This is a genomic window from Parasalinivibrio latis (genome assembly GCF_036825535.1).
Taxonomy (GTDB): domain Bacteria; phylum Pseudomonadota; class Gammaproteobacteria; order Enterobacterales; family Vibrionaceae; genus Parasalinivibrio; species Parasalinivibrio latis.
Genome location: NZ_CP098813.1, coordinates 1,163,172 through 1,182,739, shown reverse-complemented (window position 1 = coordinate 1,182,739; position 19,568 = coordinate 1,163,172). Strand labels below are relative to the sequence as shown.

The 19,568-nt window shown below is 47.4% G+C and carries 17 protein-coding genes; 9 read left to right on the top strand and 8 right to left on the bottom strand.

Annotated elements, in window-relative coordinates; translation table 11 throughout:
• The first annotated feature begins 21 nt into the window (after window positions 1–21).
• From NF212_RS22390 to NF212_RS22380, 3 genes are all read left to right on the top strand, one after another.
• Complete coding sequence (locus NF212_RS22390; RefSeq protein WP_434362963.1) at window positions 22–927, top strand: amino acid ABC transporter permease; 906 nt, start codon at window positions 22–24, stop codon at window positions 925–927.
• Window positions 928–1,108: 181 nt separating this feature from the next.
• Window positions 1,109–2,638 (top strand): methyl-accepting chemotaxis protein, encoded by a 1,530-nt coding sequence (locus NF212_RS22385; RefSeq protein ID WP_434361142.1) that lies wholly within the window; start codon window positions 1,109–1,111, stop codon window positions 2,636–2,638.
• 256 nt (window positions 2,639–2,894) lie between these two features.
• Entirely contained in the window at window positions 2,895–4,088 is a 1,194-nt protein-coding gene (locus NF212_RS22380) for a diaminopropionate ammonia-lyase (protein WP_434361141.1), read from the top strand.
• A 75-nt stretch (window positions 4,089–4,163) separates the two neighbouring features.
• Here the strand turns inward: NF212_RS22380 and NF212_RS22375 are convergent, their stop codons facing one another.
• From NF212_RS22375 to NF212_RS22345, 7 genes are all read right to left on the bottom strand, one after another.
• A complete protein-coding gene (locus NF212_RS22375) occupies window positions 4,164–4,652 on the bottom strand; it encodes an Lrp/AsnC family transcriptional regulator (protein ID WP_434361140.1) in 489 nt (162 codons plus the stop codon).
• 78 nt (window positions 4,653–4,730) lie between these two features.
• On the bottom strand, window positions 4,731–5,906 hold the full coding sequence (locus NF212_RS22370; RefSeq protein ID WP_434361139.1) for a M24 family metallopeptidase: 1,176 nt from the start codon (window positions 5,904–5,906) through the stop codon (window positions 4,731–4,733).
• 242 nt (window positions 5,907–6,148) lie between these two features.
• Entirely contained in the window at window positions 6,149–7,486 is a 1,338-nt protein-coding gene (locus NF212_RS22365) for a TRAP transporter large permease (protein ID WP_434361138.1), read from the bottom strand.
• Window positions 7,487–7,506: 20 nt separating this feature from the next.
• Entirely contained in the window at window positions 7,507–8,034 is a 528-nt protein-coding gene (locus tag NF212_RS22360; RefSeq protein WP_434362962.1) for a TRAP transporter small permease, read from the bottom strand.
• A gap of 53 nt (window positions 8,035–8,087) precedes the next feature.
• The gene (locus tag NF212_RS22355; RefSeq protein WP_434361137.1) at window positions 8,088–9,131 is read right to left on the bottom strand and encodes a TRAP transporter substrate-binding protein; all 1,044 of its coding nucleotides are present in this window, start codon (window positions 9,129–9,131) and stop codon (window positions 8,088–8,090) included.
• A gap of 109 nt (window positions 9,132–9,240) precedes the next feature.
• Complete coding sequence (locus NF212_RS22350; RefSeq protein WP_434361136.1) at window positions 9,241–10,404, bottom strand: M20 aminoacylase family protein; 1,164 nt, start codon at window positions 10,402–10,404, stop codon at window positions 9,241–9,243.
• A complete protein-coding gene (locus tag NF212_RS22345) occupies window positions 10,401–11,183 on the bottom strand; it encodes a maleate cis-trans isomerase family protein (RefSeq protein ID WP_434361135.1) in 783 nt (260 codons plus the stop codon). Before NF212_RS22345 ends, NF212_RS22350 begins: the two co-directional genes overlap by 4 nt.
• Window positions 11,184–12,047: 864 nt before the next feature.
• Here NF212_RS22345 and NF212_RS22340 point away from each other — a divergent pair.
• The 6 genes from NF212_RS22340 to NF212_RS22315 are packed head-to-tail and all read left to right on the top strand — an operon-like array spanning window position 12,048 to window position 19,041.
• Window positions 12,048–13,004, top strand: a complete 957-nt coding sequence (locus NF212_RS22340) for an AAA family ATPase (RefSeq protein ID WP_434361134.1) — start codon at window positions 12,048–12,050, stop codon at window positions 13,002–13,004.
• Window positions 13,001–13,954 (top strand): DUF58 domain-containing protein, encoded by a 954-nt coding sequence (locus NF212_RS22335; protein ID WP_434361133.1) that lies wholly within the window; start codon window positions 13,001–13,003, stop codon window positions 13,952–13,954. Before NF212_RS22340 ends, NF212_RS22335 begins: the two co-directional genes overlap by 4 nt.
• A gap of 5 nt (window positions 13,955–13,959) precedes the next feature.
• Complete coding sequence (locus NF212_RS22330; RefSeq protein ID WP_434361132.1) at window positions 13,960–14,451, top strand: DUF4381 domain-containing protein; 492 nt, start codon at window positions 13,960–13,962, stop codon at window positions 14,449–14,451.
• Complete coding sequence (locus NF212_RS22325; protein WP_434361131.1) at window positions 14,444–15,409, top strand: vWA domain-containing protein; 966 nt, start codon at window positions 14,444–14,446, stop codon at window positions 15,407–15,409. Before NF212_RS22330 ends, NF212_RS22325 begins: the two co-directional genes overlap by 8 nt.
• On the top strand, window positions 15,402–17,366 hold the full coding sequence (locus tag NF212_RS22320) for a VWA domain-containing protein (protein WP_434361130.1): 1,965 nt from the start codon (window positions 15,402–15,404) through the stop codon (window positions 17,364–17,366). The genes NF212_RS22325 and NF212_RS22320 overlap by 8 nt, the downstream gene beginning before the upstream one ends.
• A gap of 7 nt (window positions 17,367–17,373) precedes the next feature.
• Complete coding sequence (locus NF212_RS22315; protein ID WP_434361129.1) at window positions 17,374–19,041, top strand: BatD family protein; 1,668 nt, start codon at window positions 17,374–17,376, stop codon at window positions 19,039–19,041.
• A 69-nt stretch (window positions 19,042–19,110) separates the two neighbouring features.
• Here NF212_RS22315 and NF212_RS22310 read toward each other — a convergent pair whose 3' ends face one another.
• Entirely contained in the window at window positions 19,111–19,479 is a 369-nt protein-coding gene (locus NF212_RS22310) for a carboxymuconolactone decarboxylase family protein (RefSeq protein WP_434361128.1), read from the bottom strand.
• Between the last annotated feature and the right edge of the window lie 89 nt (window positions 19,480–19,568).

Genomic DNA, 19,568 nt, shown 5'->3' with positions numbered 1-19,568 from the left:
AGGTAATACGTGGAAAACACGATAATAAAAAAAACCATTGTGGCACAAGGCGTCCCTTTTTACCGGCGCCTGACCCCGCTCGATTATATCTTGCTGGCAACTGTCGCGCTGGCCTGCGGATGGCTTTACTATCGTTCGTCAGTGGGCGTTAACTACCAGTGGCACTGGGATCAGGCCATTGAGTTAGTGTTTACTCCGAGAGCCGACGGTAGCCTGCCCTATTTCTTCCAGGGGCTTATCGCCACAATTAGGCTAAGCGCATGGGGAATGGTTTTTGCCCTGTTTTTTGGCACACTGCTCGGCCTTGCCCGTTATTCAAAACTGGCCATTTTCCGCGTCCCCGCAACTGCATACATTCAGTTGGTGAGAAATATCCCGCCCTTGGTGTTTGTCTTTATTTTCTATTTCTTTATCTCAAACCAGCTGATTCCGCTGTTGGGGTTGGAAGCAATCTTGCGAGAGCATAACGGAGAGGTTAACAAGCTCCAGTCTTTCCTGTTTGGCTCCGCCAACCTATGGGAAAACCTGGTTTCCGGCGTGCTTTGCATCGGTATGCTCTCTGCGGCTTACATTGGGGAAATTGTTCGCTCTGGCTTGGAAAGCATACCTAAAGGACAGTGGGAAGCGGCCCAGTCTTTGGGGATGTCCCGTTGGACAACCCTAAAAGACGTGATTGCACCGCAGGTTATGACAGCCATTACCCCACCGCTTGCCGGGCAGGCCATTTCCTTGGTGAAGGACTCCTCGATTGTTTCGTTAATCTCCATCCAAGAGCTGACTTTTGTCGGCACTGAGATGGCAAACTCATCCGGCTACATCTTTGAAATATGGCTGATGGTTGGCGCGTCCTACCTGATGCTTTGCCTGGCGCTGTCACTGACTTTCAATACCATTGAAAAGCGCAGTCGCAAGCATCTACAGAAGTAATGCCTGAAAACATATATACCTAAAGTACATCTCTAAAAAGAGACATTTGAAACATTAATTAAACAAACCCGTTTTATCCTCGGTTTAACTCAAGGAAATAAACCGAGGATGTATGACGGTTAAACAGAGATTTCTAATTACCTTTTTCTTTTTCTCAGCCACGATTATCTCACTGGGATACATGGCGACATGGATTTCAAGTCGCTCGCATGATGTCACTGCAAACTACGTAAACAATGAGCTGCCAAGCCTTTGGCGGCTCATTGCGCTGGAAAAAAGCCATCGCCACATTGTCGACTTCTCACAAAAAGTGAAAGCCCAATTGCTGTTGTGGAATGAGATCGACAAAGCCTACCCGGAGCTGAAAGCGGAATATCAGGAAACCTGGAGCGCGGTCAAAAGCGACCCATCCCTTGCACCGTGGTTCGAGGAACAACAGGAAAGAAAGGAAAAAATTGATTCGCTTTGGAATAAAATGGACCGCGCCGTCAAGGAAAAAAGCTATTACGATTTCGGCAGGTTGGTCGACTTTGATCTCTACAGTGCCATTGCCCCAATGATCACTGAAATTGAGTTACTTCAAGATCAACGAAACAATAAGGCAGAACAATCGGCTCTTAAGTTGACACATTTCCTTCGGGACCAAGGGACGTTAATCATAGCAGGCTGTCTGGTATCACTGATCGTAGTTTTAGCCCTGTTTGCCTGGTTGCGCCGTGCGGTTATCAAACGACTGGGTTCTATCGCTGTTCAGTTGCAGCAGCTGGAAGCGAATTCTGACCTTACCGGGCAGATTCAAGACAAAGGCAATGATGAAATCCATGCGGTGTGCCAGGTCACCAATAACCTTCTGCTCCAGTTCAGGGAATTTATCCACTCCATAAAAGAAAAATCCCGTATGCTCGACGACCAATCGACGCTGCTTTTTGAGCAAAACCTGCAAGTAGAAAAAGTGGCGAACCAAAACCGGGAAGAGATAGCTGGTGTCGCACAATCCGGTTCAGCGGTTGACGGCGCTTCAGCACAAATACTTGACTCCATTGCCCAGACGCAGAATCACATTCACAGTGCAGTTGGAAGCAACCAACAGATCCGCAACCGGATGAAAACCAATGAAGGAACCTTACAGGAAAATGCCAAAGCGCTATCTGCGGTTTCAGAAACCATTACAACCCTGAAATCCACCAGCGATAACATCACCAGCGTCATGGATGTCATTGCGGATATCGCCGATCAAACCAACCTGCTGGCACTCAACGCGGCTATTGAAGCAGCGCGAGCCGGTGACCATGGACGGGGATTTGCTGTTGTAGCGGATGAAGTTCGTAATCTTTCCAAGCGCACGGCAGAATCAACAGACCAAATTAAGTCCTGGATCACTGAACTGACGAACAATGTCGACAAAGCCTCCTCGCTGCTTGAAGACACCGTGAACTCATCCGACAAGAACCAGAAATCCACAAAAGAGCTCTACGACCACCTTAAAACGCTTGGCCAGACATTTGATAACCTCCAGGAAATCAGCCTGCAGGTCGTTGAGTCAATGCACACCCAACAGGCTGAAATGGAACTTATCACCGAACGCCGTCGTTCCCTGAAAGGCAACAGTATTGTCCTCTATGAAACTGTCGGGAAAACCGCTGAAGTCAGTGATGCACTCAGCGCGCAGTCTGCAGAGCTTCGGGTTCTTATCAGCGGTTACCAGACCTAATTATTCCATATTCACCAAACCAGAAATGCAGAAACAATATTTGGCTGGCCTGTTGAAAAGGTGTAGCCAAATGCAAAATGGGGGGCTTCGAATTATAAATACTCTTTTCTCTACCCTTAGAAGCTATATTTGCACTTTTTCTTCATCCACAATAAAGATATCAATTAATCCCCTCTTCAAATCCATCGTATGCTTTTAGCTGAACTCGTTATTTTCCTTTGGGTGTGAATTCAGTTTTACAAGGAGTAGACCATAAATGGTATTGGTATCAGGCAGGATAACCCACTTTTTAAATCCTAAAGCAAATGCGGATGCAGAGTATTCTGATGAACAAAAGAAGGTTCTCGACTTAGAACAGGCCAAGGAAGCAATTGATAGCATCTCCGCTTGGCCGGAATACAATGAGACCCCTTTACATCAGTTATCCTGTTTGGCAAATGAGATTGGTGTCAGCAAGATTTGGTACAAGGACGAAGCCAAACGGTTTGGGCTAAAAAGTTTCAAAGCTCTGGGAGGAGCATATGCGGTAGGTAAGCAACTCCAGTTGGTTGCTTCAAAACGTTATGGTGAAATCCCCGACTTTGCTTCTCTTTTAGCCGGCCAATGGAAGGAAAAGCTTTCTGATGTCACTGTTACCTGCGCCACAGACGGAAACCACGGCCGTTCGGTGGCTTGGGGAGCACAAATGTTTGGGTGTCGGTGCGTTATCTATATACACAAAGATGTCTCCGAAGGACGAAAAGCTGCCATGGAAGCCTTCGGTGCTGAAGTCATTCGTATTGACGGCAACTATGACGAATCTGTACGCATCGCTGATGAAAACGCCCGGGTCCACCAACGAATCATCGTTTCAGATACGTCTTACGAAGGATACATGGAGATACCCAAACACGTTGCCGCAGGGTACACAGTGATGTTATCCGAGATAACAAAACAATTGGGAGATGACATCCCGACACATGTCTTTGTTCAAGGCGGTGTCGGCGGCTTAGCGTCTGCGGTGTGCGGTTACTTTTGGCTACAATGGGGGAATTTGCGACCACGTTTTATCGTTGTAGAGCCTGAGGCGGCAAACTGCCTCCAGAAAAGTGCAGTTGCAGGAAAACCCGTTGCCGTTGAGGGGGATCTAACCACTTTGATGGCTGGACTTGAATGTGGTGAGGTTTCAATGCTTGCATGGAAAATTCTTTCAAATGGAGCCAACGATTTTCTAACTATCAGTGAAGATACCGTTCCTCAGACAATGCGCCTTCTCGCCAAAAGTTTTGGGTCTGATCCAATAATTGAAGCAGGAGAGTCTGCTGTCGCCGGGTTAGCCGCTCTACTCGTGGCTGCTGATGACAATGAGTTAGCTAAACAGTTGCGCATAGGAAAGGACAGCAAAATACTGGTACTTGGCACTGAAGGGGCTACAGACCCAATTGTGTATCAAGAACTTATTGCTGAATAGTCAAGAGAAACAAGAGAGCCCGTTCATTGCCTCTCTTGTTATTGTTTACAGAAATTCCAATAACAAGCTTTTGATTTAACGTTCTATATCTATTGGAACAGAGAGCCCCACTTTCACTGCATCCATAACCACATGGGTGTGGAAATTCTTAATATTGGGGTTATTAAAGAAAGCTGCCTGAGTGAATTTGTCATACTCTTCCATATCAGCAGCCGTCATCACCAAAATAAAATCACAGCTCCCTGTGACGTAGTAACATTGCTGTACTGCTGGGTTAGATAGCATTTCTTTTTTAAAACTATGCATCAGATCCAACCGCTCCCTTTCCAACGCAACCTGCACCACAAAAGTCATACCTTTACCGACGGCTTTGGGATCCACCAAGGACACATCGGCTCTAATGATATTTTCTGCTCGCAGTCTTTTTAGTCGCCGTTGGACTGCCGCTGGAGAGAGACCTACCGTTTCAGCGATTCGGTCATTGGTTGTACGGTTTGAAATTTGGCAAATTTCTAAAATTCGCCGATCAAAACTATCAATGGCAGGCCCTTGTCCTTGAGACATTCACTCTTCCTTTCACATCAACAATCATCAACCGGATGGTAATTATTTGATGCCACCGGCACAATCAGTGATCAGTGTTCACGTTATGATTGGCATCTTCTCCCAGGTTCTTGTATGTAATAGCTCGCAACCAGAAGCCGTAATAACGATATTATCTTCATGAACCATCATTTTGTTAGGCGCAAAGTTCATACCTGGTTCGAGAGTCAAAACCATCCCTTCCCGCAATTCAACATCACCGCCAGCAACGTGTGAGGGCCACTCTGTGAGCTGCATTCCCAATCCGTGCCCCATACGGCCAACATCGTTTCCTAGAGCTCCAGCCCGACGTAAAACTGACCACATGACTTGCCACAGCTCTCCAGTTGTCACACCTGGCCCAGCTACCGAGAGTGCAGCTTCTGTCGCCTGATAGACTGCGTCATAAGCGCTAACCAACTTTTCCGATTGTGTACCAAATCCAAAATTCCGGTCAAAATCGCTGAAGTACCCATCGAAATTTGCTCCTGAATCAATGATAAGTACATCTCCTTCACCCAACGGCCTGTCAGTCGGTCCCATGATGATATTGTCATAACCTCCATGGCCTGACGCGGAGATAAGGTATGGACATTTGTCAGCCCCCTTACTCAACATTTCAACATGCATTAATTTACAAGCTTCTCTTTCAGTCATCCCTATTTTCAAATTTTGCTTTAGGTACTCAAATCCGTAAGCGGTCACTTCACAGGCAAATCGAATTTTTGCGATTTCCGCCTTCGACTTAATGCTTCGGACTTCCCGCACCGACTCAGAGACATCCTTTATATCAATCATCCCAAGCAGCGTTTTTAAATAGGAAAAATTTGCTGCTGGCATCCTAAGATGAGTCTCTGGTCCAAGCATAGCACCAATACAGTGAAACCTTCGCGCCTGCTCTTTTAGTGTCTTGGCAAGCAACGTAATTCCGTCATCTTCGGGCCTTGGCGATGGCCAGCTTCGAACATCGTCAATCCAGCAATTTTCGAACCCCGCCGCACCAATTGCTGGAACAACCGCAATAGGCTTACCCGTGAGAGGTACAACCAAAAACCATGGCCGGGTTGGACTCTCCCAAAACTGGCTTGTGAACCCAGAAAAATAACGGAACTCTGGCTCTGTGGTAAAAAACGCCACATCAATTTTTTTAATTCGCATCCAGCGCTGAAAAGCTTCCGTACGACTCTCATACTCTTCCTGATGGAATCCTCGGGACGGCGCTTTCAAAATTGGCATAGAATCTCCCACTCTTCTCTTTCTAAGAAAAACCTCCTCCCTAATATTCATGAGCGAATTGAAACCGGGAGAAGGGAAAACTCAATCACAGCGATAAGTCCAGGGCAACTGGGTCTTTCCATTTCGCACTTGTTACTGCCTAAGCAATTAAAGTACAGATTCTGAGAGTAACTGGCTCTAAAAGAAGTATGAGCTATACACCTTGGTAAACTGCCCTAAACTTAATCTCTACTTTCTTTAAATTAATTAAAGAGTAGATCTCTTGGCAGTAAAGCCAAGTGGGGGAAAAAGATAAGCAGCGCTGACATAAGCAAAAGGATTAACAAAAATGGCAGCGTTCCCCTAATAACCTCCAAATAGGGTCGTTCGAACACTGCAATAGCGGTAAAAATGTCACATCCAAACGGCGGTGTTGCCGAGCCAATGGCCATTTGAAGTGTTATCAGTACACCAACGAGAATTGGGTCAATCCCCTCGGCTGCTACTATAGGCGTAAAAATTGGAGTTAAGATAAGCAAAACTACAATTGAGTCAACGAACATACAGCCCACAAAAAACGCAATAGCGATAACAAACAGGATGTACTCATGGGACGCACCATCAAGATCCAATGGAGCCAACAACTCTTGAGGGATCTGTTCGAATGAGATGTACCAGGAAAATGCCTGTCCTACACCTACAAGTACAAAAACCACGGCGGTTATCAAACCTGTGCTAAGTGCCGTATCCAAGATATCCCTCCAATTTAAGATACGGTATACAAAGCACTCGACAACGATTGCATAAAGAACCGCAAATGAAGCTGCTTCAGTAGGTGTCACTATCCCGCTGTAGATACCACCAATAATTAAAATCGGGAAACCCAAGGGCAGCAGAGCATTTTTAACTGAGGCGAATTTTTCAGCGATGCTTGTTTTTTGAATTAAAGTGATGTCATCACTGTACTTCACGCTGTAGAAATAACTGTAGACAGAAAAAAGAAACGCCAGTAGCAAGCCAGGCCCGATTCCGGCAATAAACAACTCTCCAACACTGGCATTAGCAAGAGTACCATACAAGATCAGAGCGATACTGGGAGGAATTAGATATGCCATATCACTGGCATTGATGATCAACGCCATTGCAAAACTATCTTTGTAGCCCGCTTTTAGCAATTTCGGTCGCATGATCTGACCTACAGAGACAACGGTTGCCTGCGTAGAACCGGATACGGATCCAAAAAGCGTACAACTGAGTGCGGTAGTGATAGGTAAACCACCGCGGATATGTCCAACAAAAGCTTGTATAAATCCCAGAAGATTTTTAGCTGTATGCCCCCGGCTCATAATATCTGCAGCCAGGATAAACATCGGAACTGCTATCAACGCATTAGGTGATATACCGGTCACCATCTGCTGGATAAGGATTTTTGGATCCACAGAAGAAAAGTGAATCATACCAATTAAAGAGGCGATGGCCAGTGGGACTATCATTGGAAAACTGAAAAATAGCAGTAGCACCATTGTAACTGCTAATGTAAATGTGATGACATAGATATCAAGTTCGCCAGCTATAATAGCTGATAGAAAATCCCCTATCATTTCAAACCTCTCCTACTACACTAACCATCCGTATTCGATTCAATCTTACTGAACGAGACATAAATCTCCCGGTGAGTCACATTCATAACAAATCCCGAGATGTATTGAATGCCAGCGATAGCAAACCCAACGGGGATAACAGCATAAATCCAGAATACCGGTAACTGTAGTGCAGGGCTTAAACGGTTTATTTCCTTAAGCTCCATGACATAAATCACCGAATAATAAGCGAGATAGAACATCAACAATGCAGTTAAAATAGAAATAATTGACATCATGACTTTTTTCCATCTATAGTTCAGCATGTCATAGATAGCAGTCATCCTTATATTCCTACCTTTTCTAACCGCATATGCAAAACCAACGAATGTTACTGACACTATGAGAAACTGATTTAATTCTTCGGAAAAGAACAGACTTCTGTTAAATGCATACCGGCCAATAGCATTGACGGTAGAGTTAATCATCATCGCTAATATAGACACAATGATAATTAGTTTCTCTAATTGTTCAGTCCAATCGCTTATTTTATTTAATATAGAGTTCATAGACATGTCACATCCATATGATGTGCCCCCATCGAACATGAGGGCATAATTTATTAACTCTTGGTTTTCTCTTCCTGAACTTCTTTTAACAGACTTTGGAGAATGGCCTGCGCACCTTGCCTTGCGGATTCTTTCTCATCCGGTGCATAGGCATTTTCAACAATTTCGTAATATTTTTCATGTAGCGATTTACTCAATTCTTTAAATCTAGCTCTTTCTTCATCGCTCAGAATAACCACTTGCAACTCTGGACGCTCATCCATGATTTTAAGCATATTCTCTTCATTGATCCGAAGCTGATAATCAAGAGCTGCTTTATCCGCCGCCCGAATTGCCTTCATTACCATTGCCTGTTTATCTTCTGACAGGCCTTTAAACCACTGACTATTAGTAGAAACCGTCCCCACATACAGCTGTTGGCCAGGAAACATCAGGTAATCCTGTACTTCATGCCATTTAGCGTTATAAATAAAGTAAATAGGATTCACCATGCCATCTATCGTCTTGAGTTGCAAAGCACCATAGACTTCCCCCCAAGATAGAGGCGTAGGGGTTGCGCCGAATGCCTTGTAAGTCTCAACGGGAATAGTTGATGTAAACGTCCTGATTTTCTGACCATCAAAATCTTCAGGTGTCCTAATTGGGTCATTTGCTCCCCAAACCATTTCACCTTCAGACATCATTGAAAGAAGTTTCAGATTCACTTTTTCAAATTTTTCAGCTAATAAATTATAAATTGTTGGGCTCGTTGTTAGGATTTTATGAGCTACTTTTTCATCTGTCCCTATTACGTAAGGCAAACTAATTGCCTGAACTTCCGGAACATAAGAACCCAGGTGACCGGTACCTACAGAAACGAACTGGATTGTTCCATTTGAAGCTAGTTCAACGATATCGTTTTCAGTACCAAGTTGACCGTAATAGTAAATTCTTACTCGGATATCACCATCTGATTCTTCCTTTATCACTTCTGCAAATTTCTGTGCATAAATATCCTGCACATCATTTCTATCCTCTTCAGATGCAAATTTCCACGTTTCAGCATGGGAGGAAAATACTGCACCGAAGAGAAATAATGCCGTTGCAAATTTCTTCATTTTCAACTTCCTTTTATTGATATGGTGTATTGCAGAAAAACCAATCCATTACCAAATGGTATTTCAACTCAATTCGACCTTTAAATCCCTTACACTTGTTAAGTTTTACTTATTTAAATCTATCAATAACCAACTGAATATAATATGATGCGCCAAGACGTAATATTTCGTCATTGAAATCATAATTAGGATTATGAAGAGCACATCCTCCTATAGAGTCAGTTCCATTCCCAAGTAACATATAGCAACCCGGCTTTTCTCTTAGCATGCTTGAAAAGTCTTCTGAAATAGTAAGAGGCAAACAATCCGATTCAACATTCGAGATTCCCAATACTTTCTCTAACGCTGATATAGCATAGCCGGTTTGTTCTGCAGTATTGATGGTAGAATGAAACGTATTGTTAAATTCGAACTCAACAGAGATCTCTCCTGCGTCGCACAGACCTTTAACGATTTTTTCCATACGGTGTTGAATAGCAGATAACGTATCGTCACCGAAACAGCGACAATCTCCTTTCAAAATAACTTCAGAAGGAATGACATTCACAGTACCGTTGGTAATAAACTCGGTAACTGAAATAACTGCAGTTTGCTCGATTGCACTTAAACTGCGCGAGACGATGTTTTGCAGAGCTCCAACAATTTGCGCTCCTACCACCAGCGGATCAGTTCCTTTATGTGGCAGCGCAGCGTGTCCCCCACTACCGTTAAGTACAATCTCGAAGCTGCTTTCACTTGCCATTATGGGGCCAGCTCGCGTTATCGCTTTTCCCGTTGCAAGTCCCGGCAAATTATGGATGGCGTAAACCTCATCAATTGAAAAGCGCTCGAATAAGCCATCGTCAATCATGGCCTTTGCCCCTTCACCATGCTCCTCATCAGGTTGAAAAATGAAATAGACAGTGCCATCAAAAGTCAGGTTTTGAGCAATGTAATGTGCGGCCCCCAATAGCATGGCAGAGTGTCCGTCATGCCCGCAGGCATGCATCTTCCCTGAGTGCACCGAACAATACTCAAAGTTATTCATTTCATTGATGTGAAGCGCATCCATATCGGCTCTGAATCCAATACTGCGCGAAGATTGTCCTCGTGAAAGTACCCCGACCATTCCTGTTTTACCGATACCCCGAATGACTTTAATGCCAACACTTTCAAGCTCATTTGCTATAAAGTCACTGGTGAGTGGTATGTCAAAGCCACACTCTGGGAAACGGTGTAGATGATGGCGCCACTGCACCATATTTGTAACAAGATCATTGGATAAAGGAATCATGGGCATACTGCTGGCTCGGAATAAGAATGAATGGATGAAAACAGGCATCCGCAACCCAAAGGCGCTTCTTTACTTTTCAGCAGGCTTAAACTGTGCCATACAAGTGCCTGATTACTGGTTACAACTGGACGCTCCAGCTGATGCTCCAAAACCTCTACGACGACCGATGCCCTCAATGCAGTACAGGATATAAATAAAAGATCTGCATCAGGGTGGCAGGTTAATACGGCAGCTTCTTTTATGTCATTGGTGCTAATGGACGTCATCAGGGTATCATCGGTGAATCCGAAGCCCACGATATTGAGCACTTCATATCCCATTGAAGAAAAGTACTCAGCGACATTCTGATTTATTTCATCTGTATAAGGAGTGAGAATTGAGACTTTCTTGGCACCAAAATGCTCAAATGCTGCAATTGCCGCTTTTACGGGATTGGTAACAAATGAGTCAGAACGAACCTCACCAATCTTTTTTTCAATCAGTTCTTCTCCCAGTGCTATCGTACCGGACGTACAACCAAAAATGACTAAATCCAGTTCGCTTCCGGGCAATATGGTGGCCAGTGTGCTTTCAAAGCCTCCCTCCATTTTGCGTAAGTTTTCCATGGTCAGGGGGTTTGTATTTTGAATCCTGGTGGTAAAGAGACCGATGTTGTTCGGAAGAAGGCTACTTAAGTTATTCTCGATGTTGATATCAGTCGCCAGCGCAATTAATCCAATTTTTCCATTTGGATAAAGTGTATCCAATTCGAATTGCGGCAAAATATTGTCCACTTTCATTGTTACAACTCCCAACTCTCGTCGTCCTCTACGCCGCTCGTATTGAGCTACCCCTCAAATCCGTTCACATCAATTTAACAACACCCATATTAAAGAACCGACTTAAAGAAAAACGTTAAAAAACGATATCCAAATGCAAGAAACACTCGAATTCTCGTCGAACGACGAAACAAACCACATCAACCGGTTAAGGCGATATGCTGGTCCATTCTGATATGACATATACACCTATTTATCTCATGACACTTCAAGCGCCCGAAAACCATTCGATATCTCTCTATACATGCACTTCAAACAATCAATTTATCCCCATAAAAACAGCTAATTATCTTTTGAGGGAATCCCGTTAACCTTGAAAGAAGAGCGTTTAGTTACAACTGGTTCAATGAATGAGTGATTAGGTCGCCTGCACGGTACTGGAGGAAAACTTCCGATGTCAGTGATGCCGTTTGCAGAGCTTCGGGTTCTTATCAGCGGTTACCAGACTTAAAAAATATATGAGGTGATGTCACAAACATTGCAGCCAAATCACTAAACATGATTCGTTGACGAAAGGTATATCCTTTCCATCCGGGTATTCATATTGAACGGAACCAGACCATTCTGTTCTGTTCAACAAGTGCGCATCCCATGTCAAACCTCGTTTTCCGGGCAGCGCATTGTCCACCCGCTTTCTTTTTTAGCCACAGAACAGCCTGTTATAAGAAAAAGCTTTGCTGATTAACCTTGAAAGCCAAAGCATTAATCACCATTTAATCAATAAATGAGCAAATGGCGTCTCAACTGTGAACCTTCTCTCAGAGTTGAGGTCTTTAACTTTGTTATTTCCACTTTGTTTTTGATGTACCAAGGACAAACTCAGTTATGTTAGCGGATACCTTTCAACGCCTTAATGCCTACCTGCAAAGCCAGGTAATTGGCCAGCCAAACCTCGTCAAACAACTGCTGATCGCCTTGCTGGCAGACGGCCACATTTTGGTTCAGGGACCTCCAGGCCTGGCAAAAACCCGTGCAGTCAAAATGCTTTCTGACTGCATTGAAGGGGACTTCCACCGTATTCAGTTCACCCCGGACCTGCTGCCTGCCGACCTGACAGGTACTGACATATTCCGCCCTGAAACCGGTGAGTTCACCTTCCAGCCAGGGCCAATTTTCAATTCGCTGCTTCTTGCTGATGAAATAAACCGAGCCCCGGCCAAAGTACAGGCCGCCATGCTGGAAGCGATGGCTGAAAAACAGATAACAGCCGGACGAAAAACCTATTCCCTGCCAGAACTGTTTCTGGTGATGGCAACGCAAAACCCTATCGAACAGGAAGGTACATACCCGCTGCCGGAAGCGCAGCTCGACCGTTTCCTGCTCCAGCTCAATGTAGATTACCCTGACGAAAGCAGTGAGCTCGAAATCCTGCGCCTCAACCGCGGCGAAGCCCTGGGCATCGAAAAAGCACAACCAGTACAAATTACCCAGGAAAGCATTTTCGAGGCACGCAAAGCCGTGCTGGGTATCCACATGGCAGAGGATGTGGAGCGCTATATTATCCGGCTGATCATGGCAACCCGTGAGCCAAACCGCTACAGCGACAAACTGGCTGCCTGGCTGCAAATGGGTGTCAGTCCGCGTGCTACACTGGCCCTCGACCGCTGTGCCCGAGCCCATGCATGGCTCGCTGGCCGGGATTTCGTCACGCCGGAAGATGTCCAATCCATGGCTTTCCCGGTTCTTCGCCACCGCCTGCTTCTCAGCTATGAAGCACAGGCTGAGGGAATCGCAGCTGACAGTGTGGTGAGACACCTGATTGAGCAGGTTGCCAGTGTATGAGCCTGACAGACACCGCCGCTGCCCTGCCTCCACACAGTGATGGCGTTAATGTGTGTCTGGCGGAATTGCTCCACTACCGGAAGCAGGCCGTCCGGTGGTTGCCTCCGGCACTGAGTATCTGGTCGCAGCTAAGCGGCCAGCATGGCAGCCGCCAGAAAGGTCGCGGCATGAACTTTTCTGAAGTGCGCCCTTACCAACCGGGAGATGACATTCGTGCCATCGACTGGCGCGTGACAGCGCGTACCGGTAAAACCCACACCAAGCTGTTTACCGAAGAGCGTGAGCAACCGGTTATGTTGCTCATTGACCTCAGCACAAGCATGAAGTTTGGCTCCCAGTTGATGCTCAAGTCGGTTCAGGCCGCGCACTTTGCCAGCCTTTTAAGCTGGCTCGCTGTCAGCCAGCAGGATCGCATAGGCGCAGTGATATACAACGGCATCCGACTCCGTGAATGCAAACCAACTGCTCGCCAGCAAGGGCCATTGCGTATTATCCATGCGCTGATGGAAGCCCATGACGAAATGCTGGTTACAGAGACGATCCAGGCTTCAACGGAAGGCTGGCAGGATGCATTGCGCCATCTTCATCACCTGTGCCCGAAAGGCAGTGAGATTGTAATAATCAGTGACTTTTATTCGCTTTCTGCCGCTGACAAACGCAGGTTCAGTCAGCTTCGTCAGCATAACCGGATTCAGTTTGTGCAGATATCTGACCCCCTTGAGCAAGGTCAGACGGATTTCCGTGGGCATGAACTGGTAGCAGATGATCATCAAACTGCCTGGTTGGACTTTTCTGCGCGTAAAACCCGCAACAGCCTGGAACAACAGTACCTCCACCATCAAGCATTTATAGCTGAGATGGCAAGATCACTCGCTGTTCCATTGCATTCGGTGTCAGCGGCTATACCGCTGCTGCAACAACTTGGTAAGAACACAAATAAGGCCATGTAGTTACCATGACGAATCCAACGTCAATGTCTCTTCCTCTTGCAGACATTCACTTGCAAGCCGCTCCCGGCATTTGGCCGCTGGCCTGGGGATGGTGGGCAGTTATCGCTGCAGTGCTCTCCATACTGGTGGTAGCCACTGTCATGATCCGCGCCTTCCAGCACAAGCGACGGGCAAGAAATGAAGCTTTATCACAGCTGGCATCTCTTGAAACATTGGCAGCAGTCAATGAGTTGCTGAAACGAGCGGCCCTGAGCTATTTCAACAGGGAAACTGTCGCCGGTCTCACCGGAAATGGCTGGCTGGCATTTCTTGACACCGGGCTTCCAGCCAGTCAAAAAGGCTTTGTTGCCAGTGCGTCCCTCTGGCAAAAAGGTACCTTCTCAAAGGAAGGACTGAACGAATCAGAACTGGCAGTTTGTAAATCCCTTGCCGGGGACTGGCTGAAACACGCATTGCCTCCTAAAAAACAGGCTCTCAGGGAGGCAAACCATGTTTGAGTTTACCTGGTGGTGGGCAATTGCCCTGTTACCCCTCCCCTGGCTGGTTTACAAATTCGTTAAACCTGTGCCACGGCCAGCAGCAATCCACCTGCCCCGCTTGCCGGAAGGTCTCGGTCAAAAACAGACCGGCAGCCGACTTCGCCAAGTGCTGATGGTACTGCTCTGGATCTCACTGGTTACAGCAATAGCTCGCCCGGTTTGGTATGGCGACCCAATACAAATCCAACCAGAGCATCGTGACATGATGCTGGCTGTCGATCTGTCTGGCTCAATGGCAATAGAGGATATGGTTACGCCAAGCGGTAACTCCACAGACCGTTTGACAGCGGTGAAGCATGTACTCACTGACTTTATTAAGAAGCGCCAGGGAGACCGCCTTGGCCTCGTCCTGTTTGCAGACCACGGTTACCTGCAAACACCGCTGACTCTGGACAGGAACACCGTTGCCCAGCAACTTGACCGGGCAGTGCTTGGTCTTATCGGAGAACGCACGGCTATAGGCGAAGGGCTGGGTGTAGCAACCAAGACCTTTATAGACAGTAAAGCCCCCCAGAGGGTGATTATCCTGCTCAGTGACGGCGCCAATACCGCCGGGGTTATTGACCCGATGGAAGCTGCGAAACTTGCAAAGGAAAACGGTGTCACCATCTACACCATTGGCGTAGGCGCGGATGAAATGTACCAGCCCACCCTGTTTGGCAGCCGCAAGGTTAATCCGTCACAAGATCTGGATGAGCGTGCACTGACCCAGATTGCCAAGTTGACAGGCGGGGAATATTTCAGGGCCAGAGACCCGCAAGAGCTGGAAAAAATCTATCAGATCATTGACCAGCTGGAACCAGTTTCCAATGCCACGCAAACATGGCGTCCAAGGGATGAGCTTTTCCGCTTCCCCCTCGCTGCCGCATTGGCACTTTCTGTCGTCATCGTCGTTTTGAGGAGGCGTCATGGCTGATTTTACCTTTATGCATCCAGAGTGGTTGCTGGCGGCGCTGCCGCTGGCCCTGCTCCTCCCTTGGGTTAAAGGCAAAACCCAGAAATCAGGGCTTATCGCCCCGCACCTGGCAAGGTTGCTTGCTGATGGTAAGGCAACAGGCAGTAAACACAAAAAATGGCCCGTAGCCGCCCTTGCAACCGGTTGGATGTTATCTGTACTGGCTCTTGCCGGCCCAAGCTGGCAAAAAAATGAGATGCCGGCTGTAAACCTGTCAGGTGCACGGGTACTGGTTATGGATATGTCACGTTCCATGTATGCTACCGACATCGCCCCCAACCGGCTTACGCAGGCGCGTTTTAAAGCACTTGATATGCTCCCGGGCTGGAAGGAAGGCAGCACAGGACTGGTGGCCTATGCCGGTGACGGGTACATCGTCAGCCCACTTACTGAAGATTCAGCCACACTCAAAAGCCTGATCCCTAATCTATCCCCTGCGATCATGCCGATTCCCGGCAGCAACCCTGCTGCGGGCGTTAAGCAGGCTATCGATCTGCTCAAGCAAGCCGGGTATGCCGATGGGGACATCATTCTGGTGACGGATGGCATGAGTGCCAGTGAATCCAAAGCCACCCAAGAAGAACTTAAAGGTACCCATTTCCGAGTATCTATCCTTGCAGTAGGAACGCAGCAAGGTGCGCCGATTCAGTTGCCTGACGGCAGTCTACTCGAGCAAAACGGCAAACCTGTTATTGCCAAAGTAGACCTTGACACCCTGTCTCCAATCACCCGTGAAACAGGGGGCATCCTGCAACTATGGCAACCTACGGACCGCGATGTGAACAACATCGTTTCCTTCACGGCAAAACCGATGGACGGTGCAGCCAAAGGCAAGAGTAAGGCCATTGAAGAACGGATTAATGACGGCTTCTGGTTCCTTATCCCGGTTATGGTGCTGGCTATGCTGGGCTTCCGCAGGGGTGTCGTCATTGCTGCCATGTTTGTATTGATGCCAGTTCACCCCGCGTCAGCAGCTGCTTTCAAAACAGGTGACCAACAGGCGTACCAGCACTTCCAGGCCGGTGAGTTTGAACAAGCAGCAGACGCCTTTGAATCCCCGTCCTGGAAAGGTATTGCCCAGTACAAAGCCGGCAATTTCAAAGGGGCTATTGATACGCTGACAACACAGACAGACCCTGTTTCGCGATACAACCTCGGTAACGCATATGCCCAGGCAGGCGATCTGGAAGCCGCTGCAAGAACCTACGAGGAACTGCTCGCGCAAGATCCAAACAACGCGGATGCCAAAAAGAACCTGGATGTTGTGAAAAAAGCACTGGAGCAACAGCAACAGCAACAGCAACAGCAACAGCAACAGCAACAGCAAGATAATAAAAACAAGGATCAGAAAGGAAGCAACGGCACAAACAGCGAGCAACAAAAGGGCCAAGACCAGAATGCCGGCGATAAGCAATCCGGCAAGCAAAGTGACGGGCAGCAAGGTCAGGATAAACAGCCGGGAGACCAGCAAAACGCTGGGGATAAAAACCAGCAGGATCAGCAAAGCCAGAATAGCCAGGCTGGCAAAACAGGCGATAAGCCAGGTAACGATAGCCCTGACAACCAACAACCCCAACCCTCAGGCGAAAACCAAAAGGGTAAAGACACGGAAAATCAGTCTGCCGGAAAAGCAGGAAAGCAAGCAGAGCAAGATCAGAACCAGAATACCAGTAAAGATCAGGCAAAGAGTCTGCAAGCTGGTGATGAATCAAAAGGCAAAAGCAGGAAAGACGGCGAACAGGTTCCATCGACACCCTCAGTCCAACCCAGCGAAGACAAGGATGCACTGACAGCCAGCAACCCGGTACTTAAAAAGCTGGAACAGGTTCCTGATGACACAGCCGGACTGATCCGTGCCCAGCTACTTCTTCAGGCCCGGCAGAAAGAGATGCCGGAACCTACAGAAAACTCATGGTAACAGAAGAATGAAACATCAGAGATTTTCACTGATTACACTATCAAAACAAGCCAGAGCAATATTGTTGGTAGCAGTTGCAGCTATTGCTTCCTTACCCGGACTGGCGCTCGCCGCCGAGGCTATAGCGACGGTATCAAAAAATGTGGTCGGTGTTAACGACCCGTTCCAGCTGACAATATCGGTTGATGAAAGCGTTGATAACGATGCGCTGGATCTTTCCCCTCTGGGCAAGGATTTTAATTATGGGCGACCAAATGTCAGCAGCAGCACGTCCATCATCAATGGCAGCATGACGCGCAGTACAGAGTGGCGGGTAGCGCTTGCAGCCAAACAAATTGGAACATTCACCATCCCAAGTTTTGATGTGGATGGCATGAGGACCGCCCCAATCACCATTAAGGTATTGAAGTCCAGCCAACGCGGGAACCAGGCTGATAACCAGGCCGTTGAGGTAAAAGCAAAACTGGACCGTCAATCTGGATATATCGGCGAAACGTTTAATTACCGTGTACAGTTGCTGATTGGCACACGTATCGAGTCCCCTACCCTACGGGCACCTTATGGCAATGGACTGGAAGTCGCCCAGGTTGGAGATGATGTCCAGGCTGAAACTGTCCTTAATGGACGCCGCTATATTGTGGTCAGCCGTGAATACCAGATTACCCCGACGAAAGCCGGTGAGTTAACGCTGAACGGAGCAGTATTTACCGGCACCCAGGTAAAAGGGAATGGGTGGGGGCCTTCGCTGGGTGTTCCGGTTAGCCGTCAGGCAAAGACCCTGACACTCAGCGTTAAAGACAAACCTGCCAGTTATACCGGGCTATGGCTGCCTACACCGAACCTGCAACTTGAACAAAAATGGGAGCCAGCAACGCTTAGCCAGAAACTGTCTGCAAAAGTCGGCGAACCGATAAACCGAATTATCACCCTGAAAATCAAAAACATTGCCCAGAGTGCGATGCCCAACCTGTCATTGGACTATCCAGCCACTGTTCGAGTTTATTCTGACAAACCTGAATACAGTGAAGACGGTGACTACACTGTAATGACCGTCAAACAGGTAATCATTCCAAGGGAAGAAGGCACGGTTGTCTTGCCGGCTATGTCCATAAGCTGGTTTAACACCAAGACAGGCAAGCAGCAAACCACCAGCATCAATGGGCTGACACTTGATATTAAACCAGGGGAAAATTCAGCGGCTTCTCAGCCTCTGATGCCGCAACAAACGTTGGTGCAACCTAATGAAGCGCCGGGTTCAGCACAGACTGTAAAAGTCGTTAATGCCGGATATTGGCCGTGGGCAACCGGTGCATTTGCCTTATTGTGGCTGGGTACGCTGGTAATGTATGTCCGCAAACCCAAAGTAGCCCCAGCCGCAGCAACCTCTTCACAAAGTGGGTATGTTGATGGTTCAGCCGGTGCCCTTCTGGCTATGGAAGCAGCCGTTGTCGCCAATGATGCAGTACGTGTAGCCGCCCAGTACCGCAATTGGGATAAGGCACATCTGCCCGATGACCTCTGTCAGGCTATTGAATCGGAAGTCAATGCGATGATGGCATCCAGGTACAGTACCGGCAGCGCCGAGTGGAACAACAGCCAATTGCTGTCTCTCCTGAAAAAAGCGGCAAAGGTGAAGAAAGGGAAAAAAACGGGCGAGACGTTGAGCCAACTCTAGGCCAACGTGACAACGTAACTCAATCGTAGGCCGGGAGCACAGCTCCCGGTTTTCATATAGGGAAGTAGGTCAGTCCTCCCAAGCGTCCAGCACTTCCTTAGCAGCCCGAAACGCTTCCTGGGCAGTCGGTGCACCACAATACGGCGCTGCATGTAAAAACACCGCCGCTATTTCCTGTTTTGTTGCACCATTTCTCAATGCCCCCCGCGTATGACCTTTTATTTCTGTTGTCGCTTTTTGGGCGGTCAGCATGGCAAGGGTGACAAGGCTTCTTGTTTTCCGGTCAAGATCTTCACGCTGCCAGGTAGATCCCCACGCATGGGCGTTAATGTAGTCCTGAAGTGGTGCAGTCAGCTCATCAACATTATTCAGGGCACGATCAACAAACTCATCCCCCATCACCTCACGGCGGATCTTTTCACCAGCTTCTCTCGTCATAACATCACCTGCTCAATAAAGATAAACACTAACACCCGAATGTGGTTATAACCTATCGAACAGGATTTATGATGACAATCCCGACATTG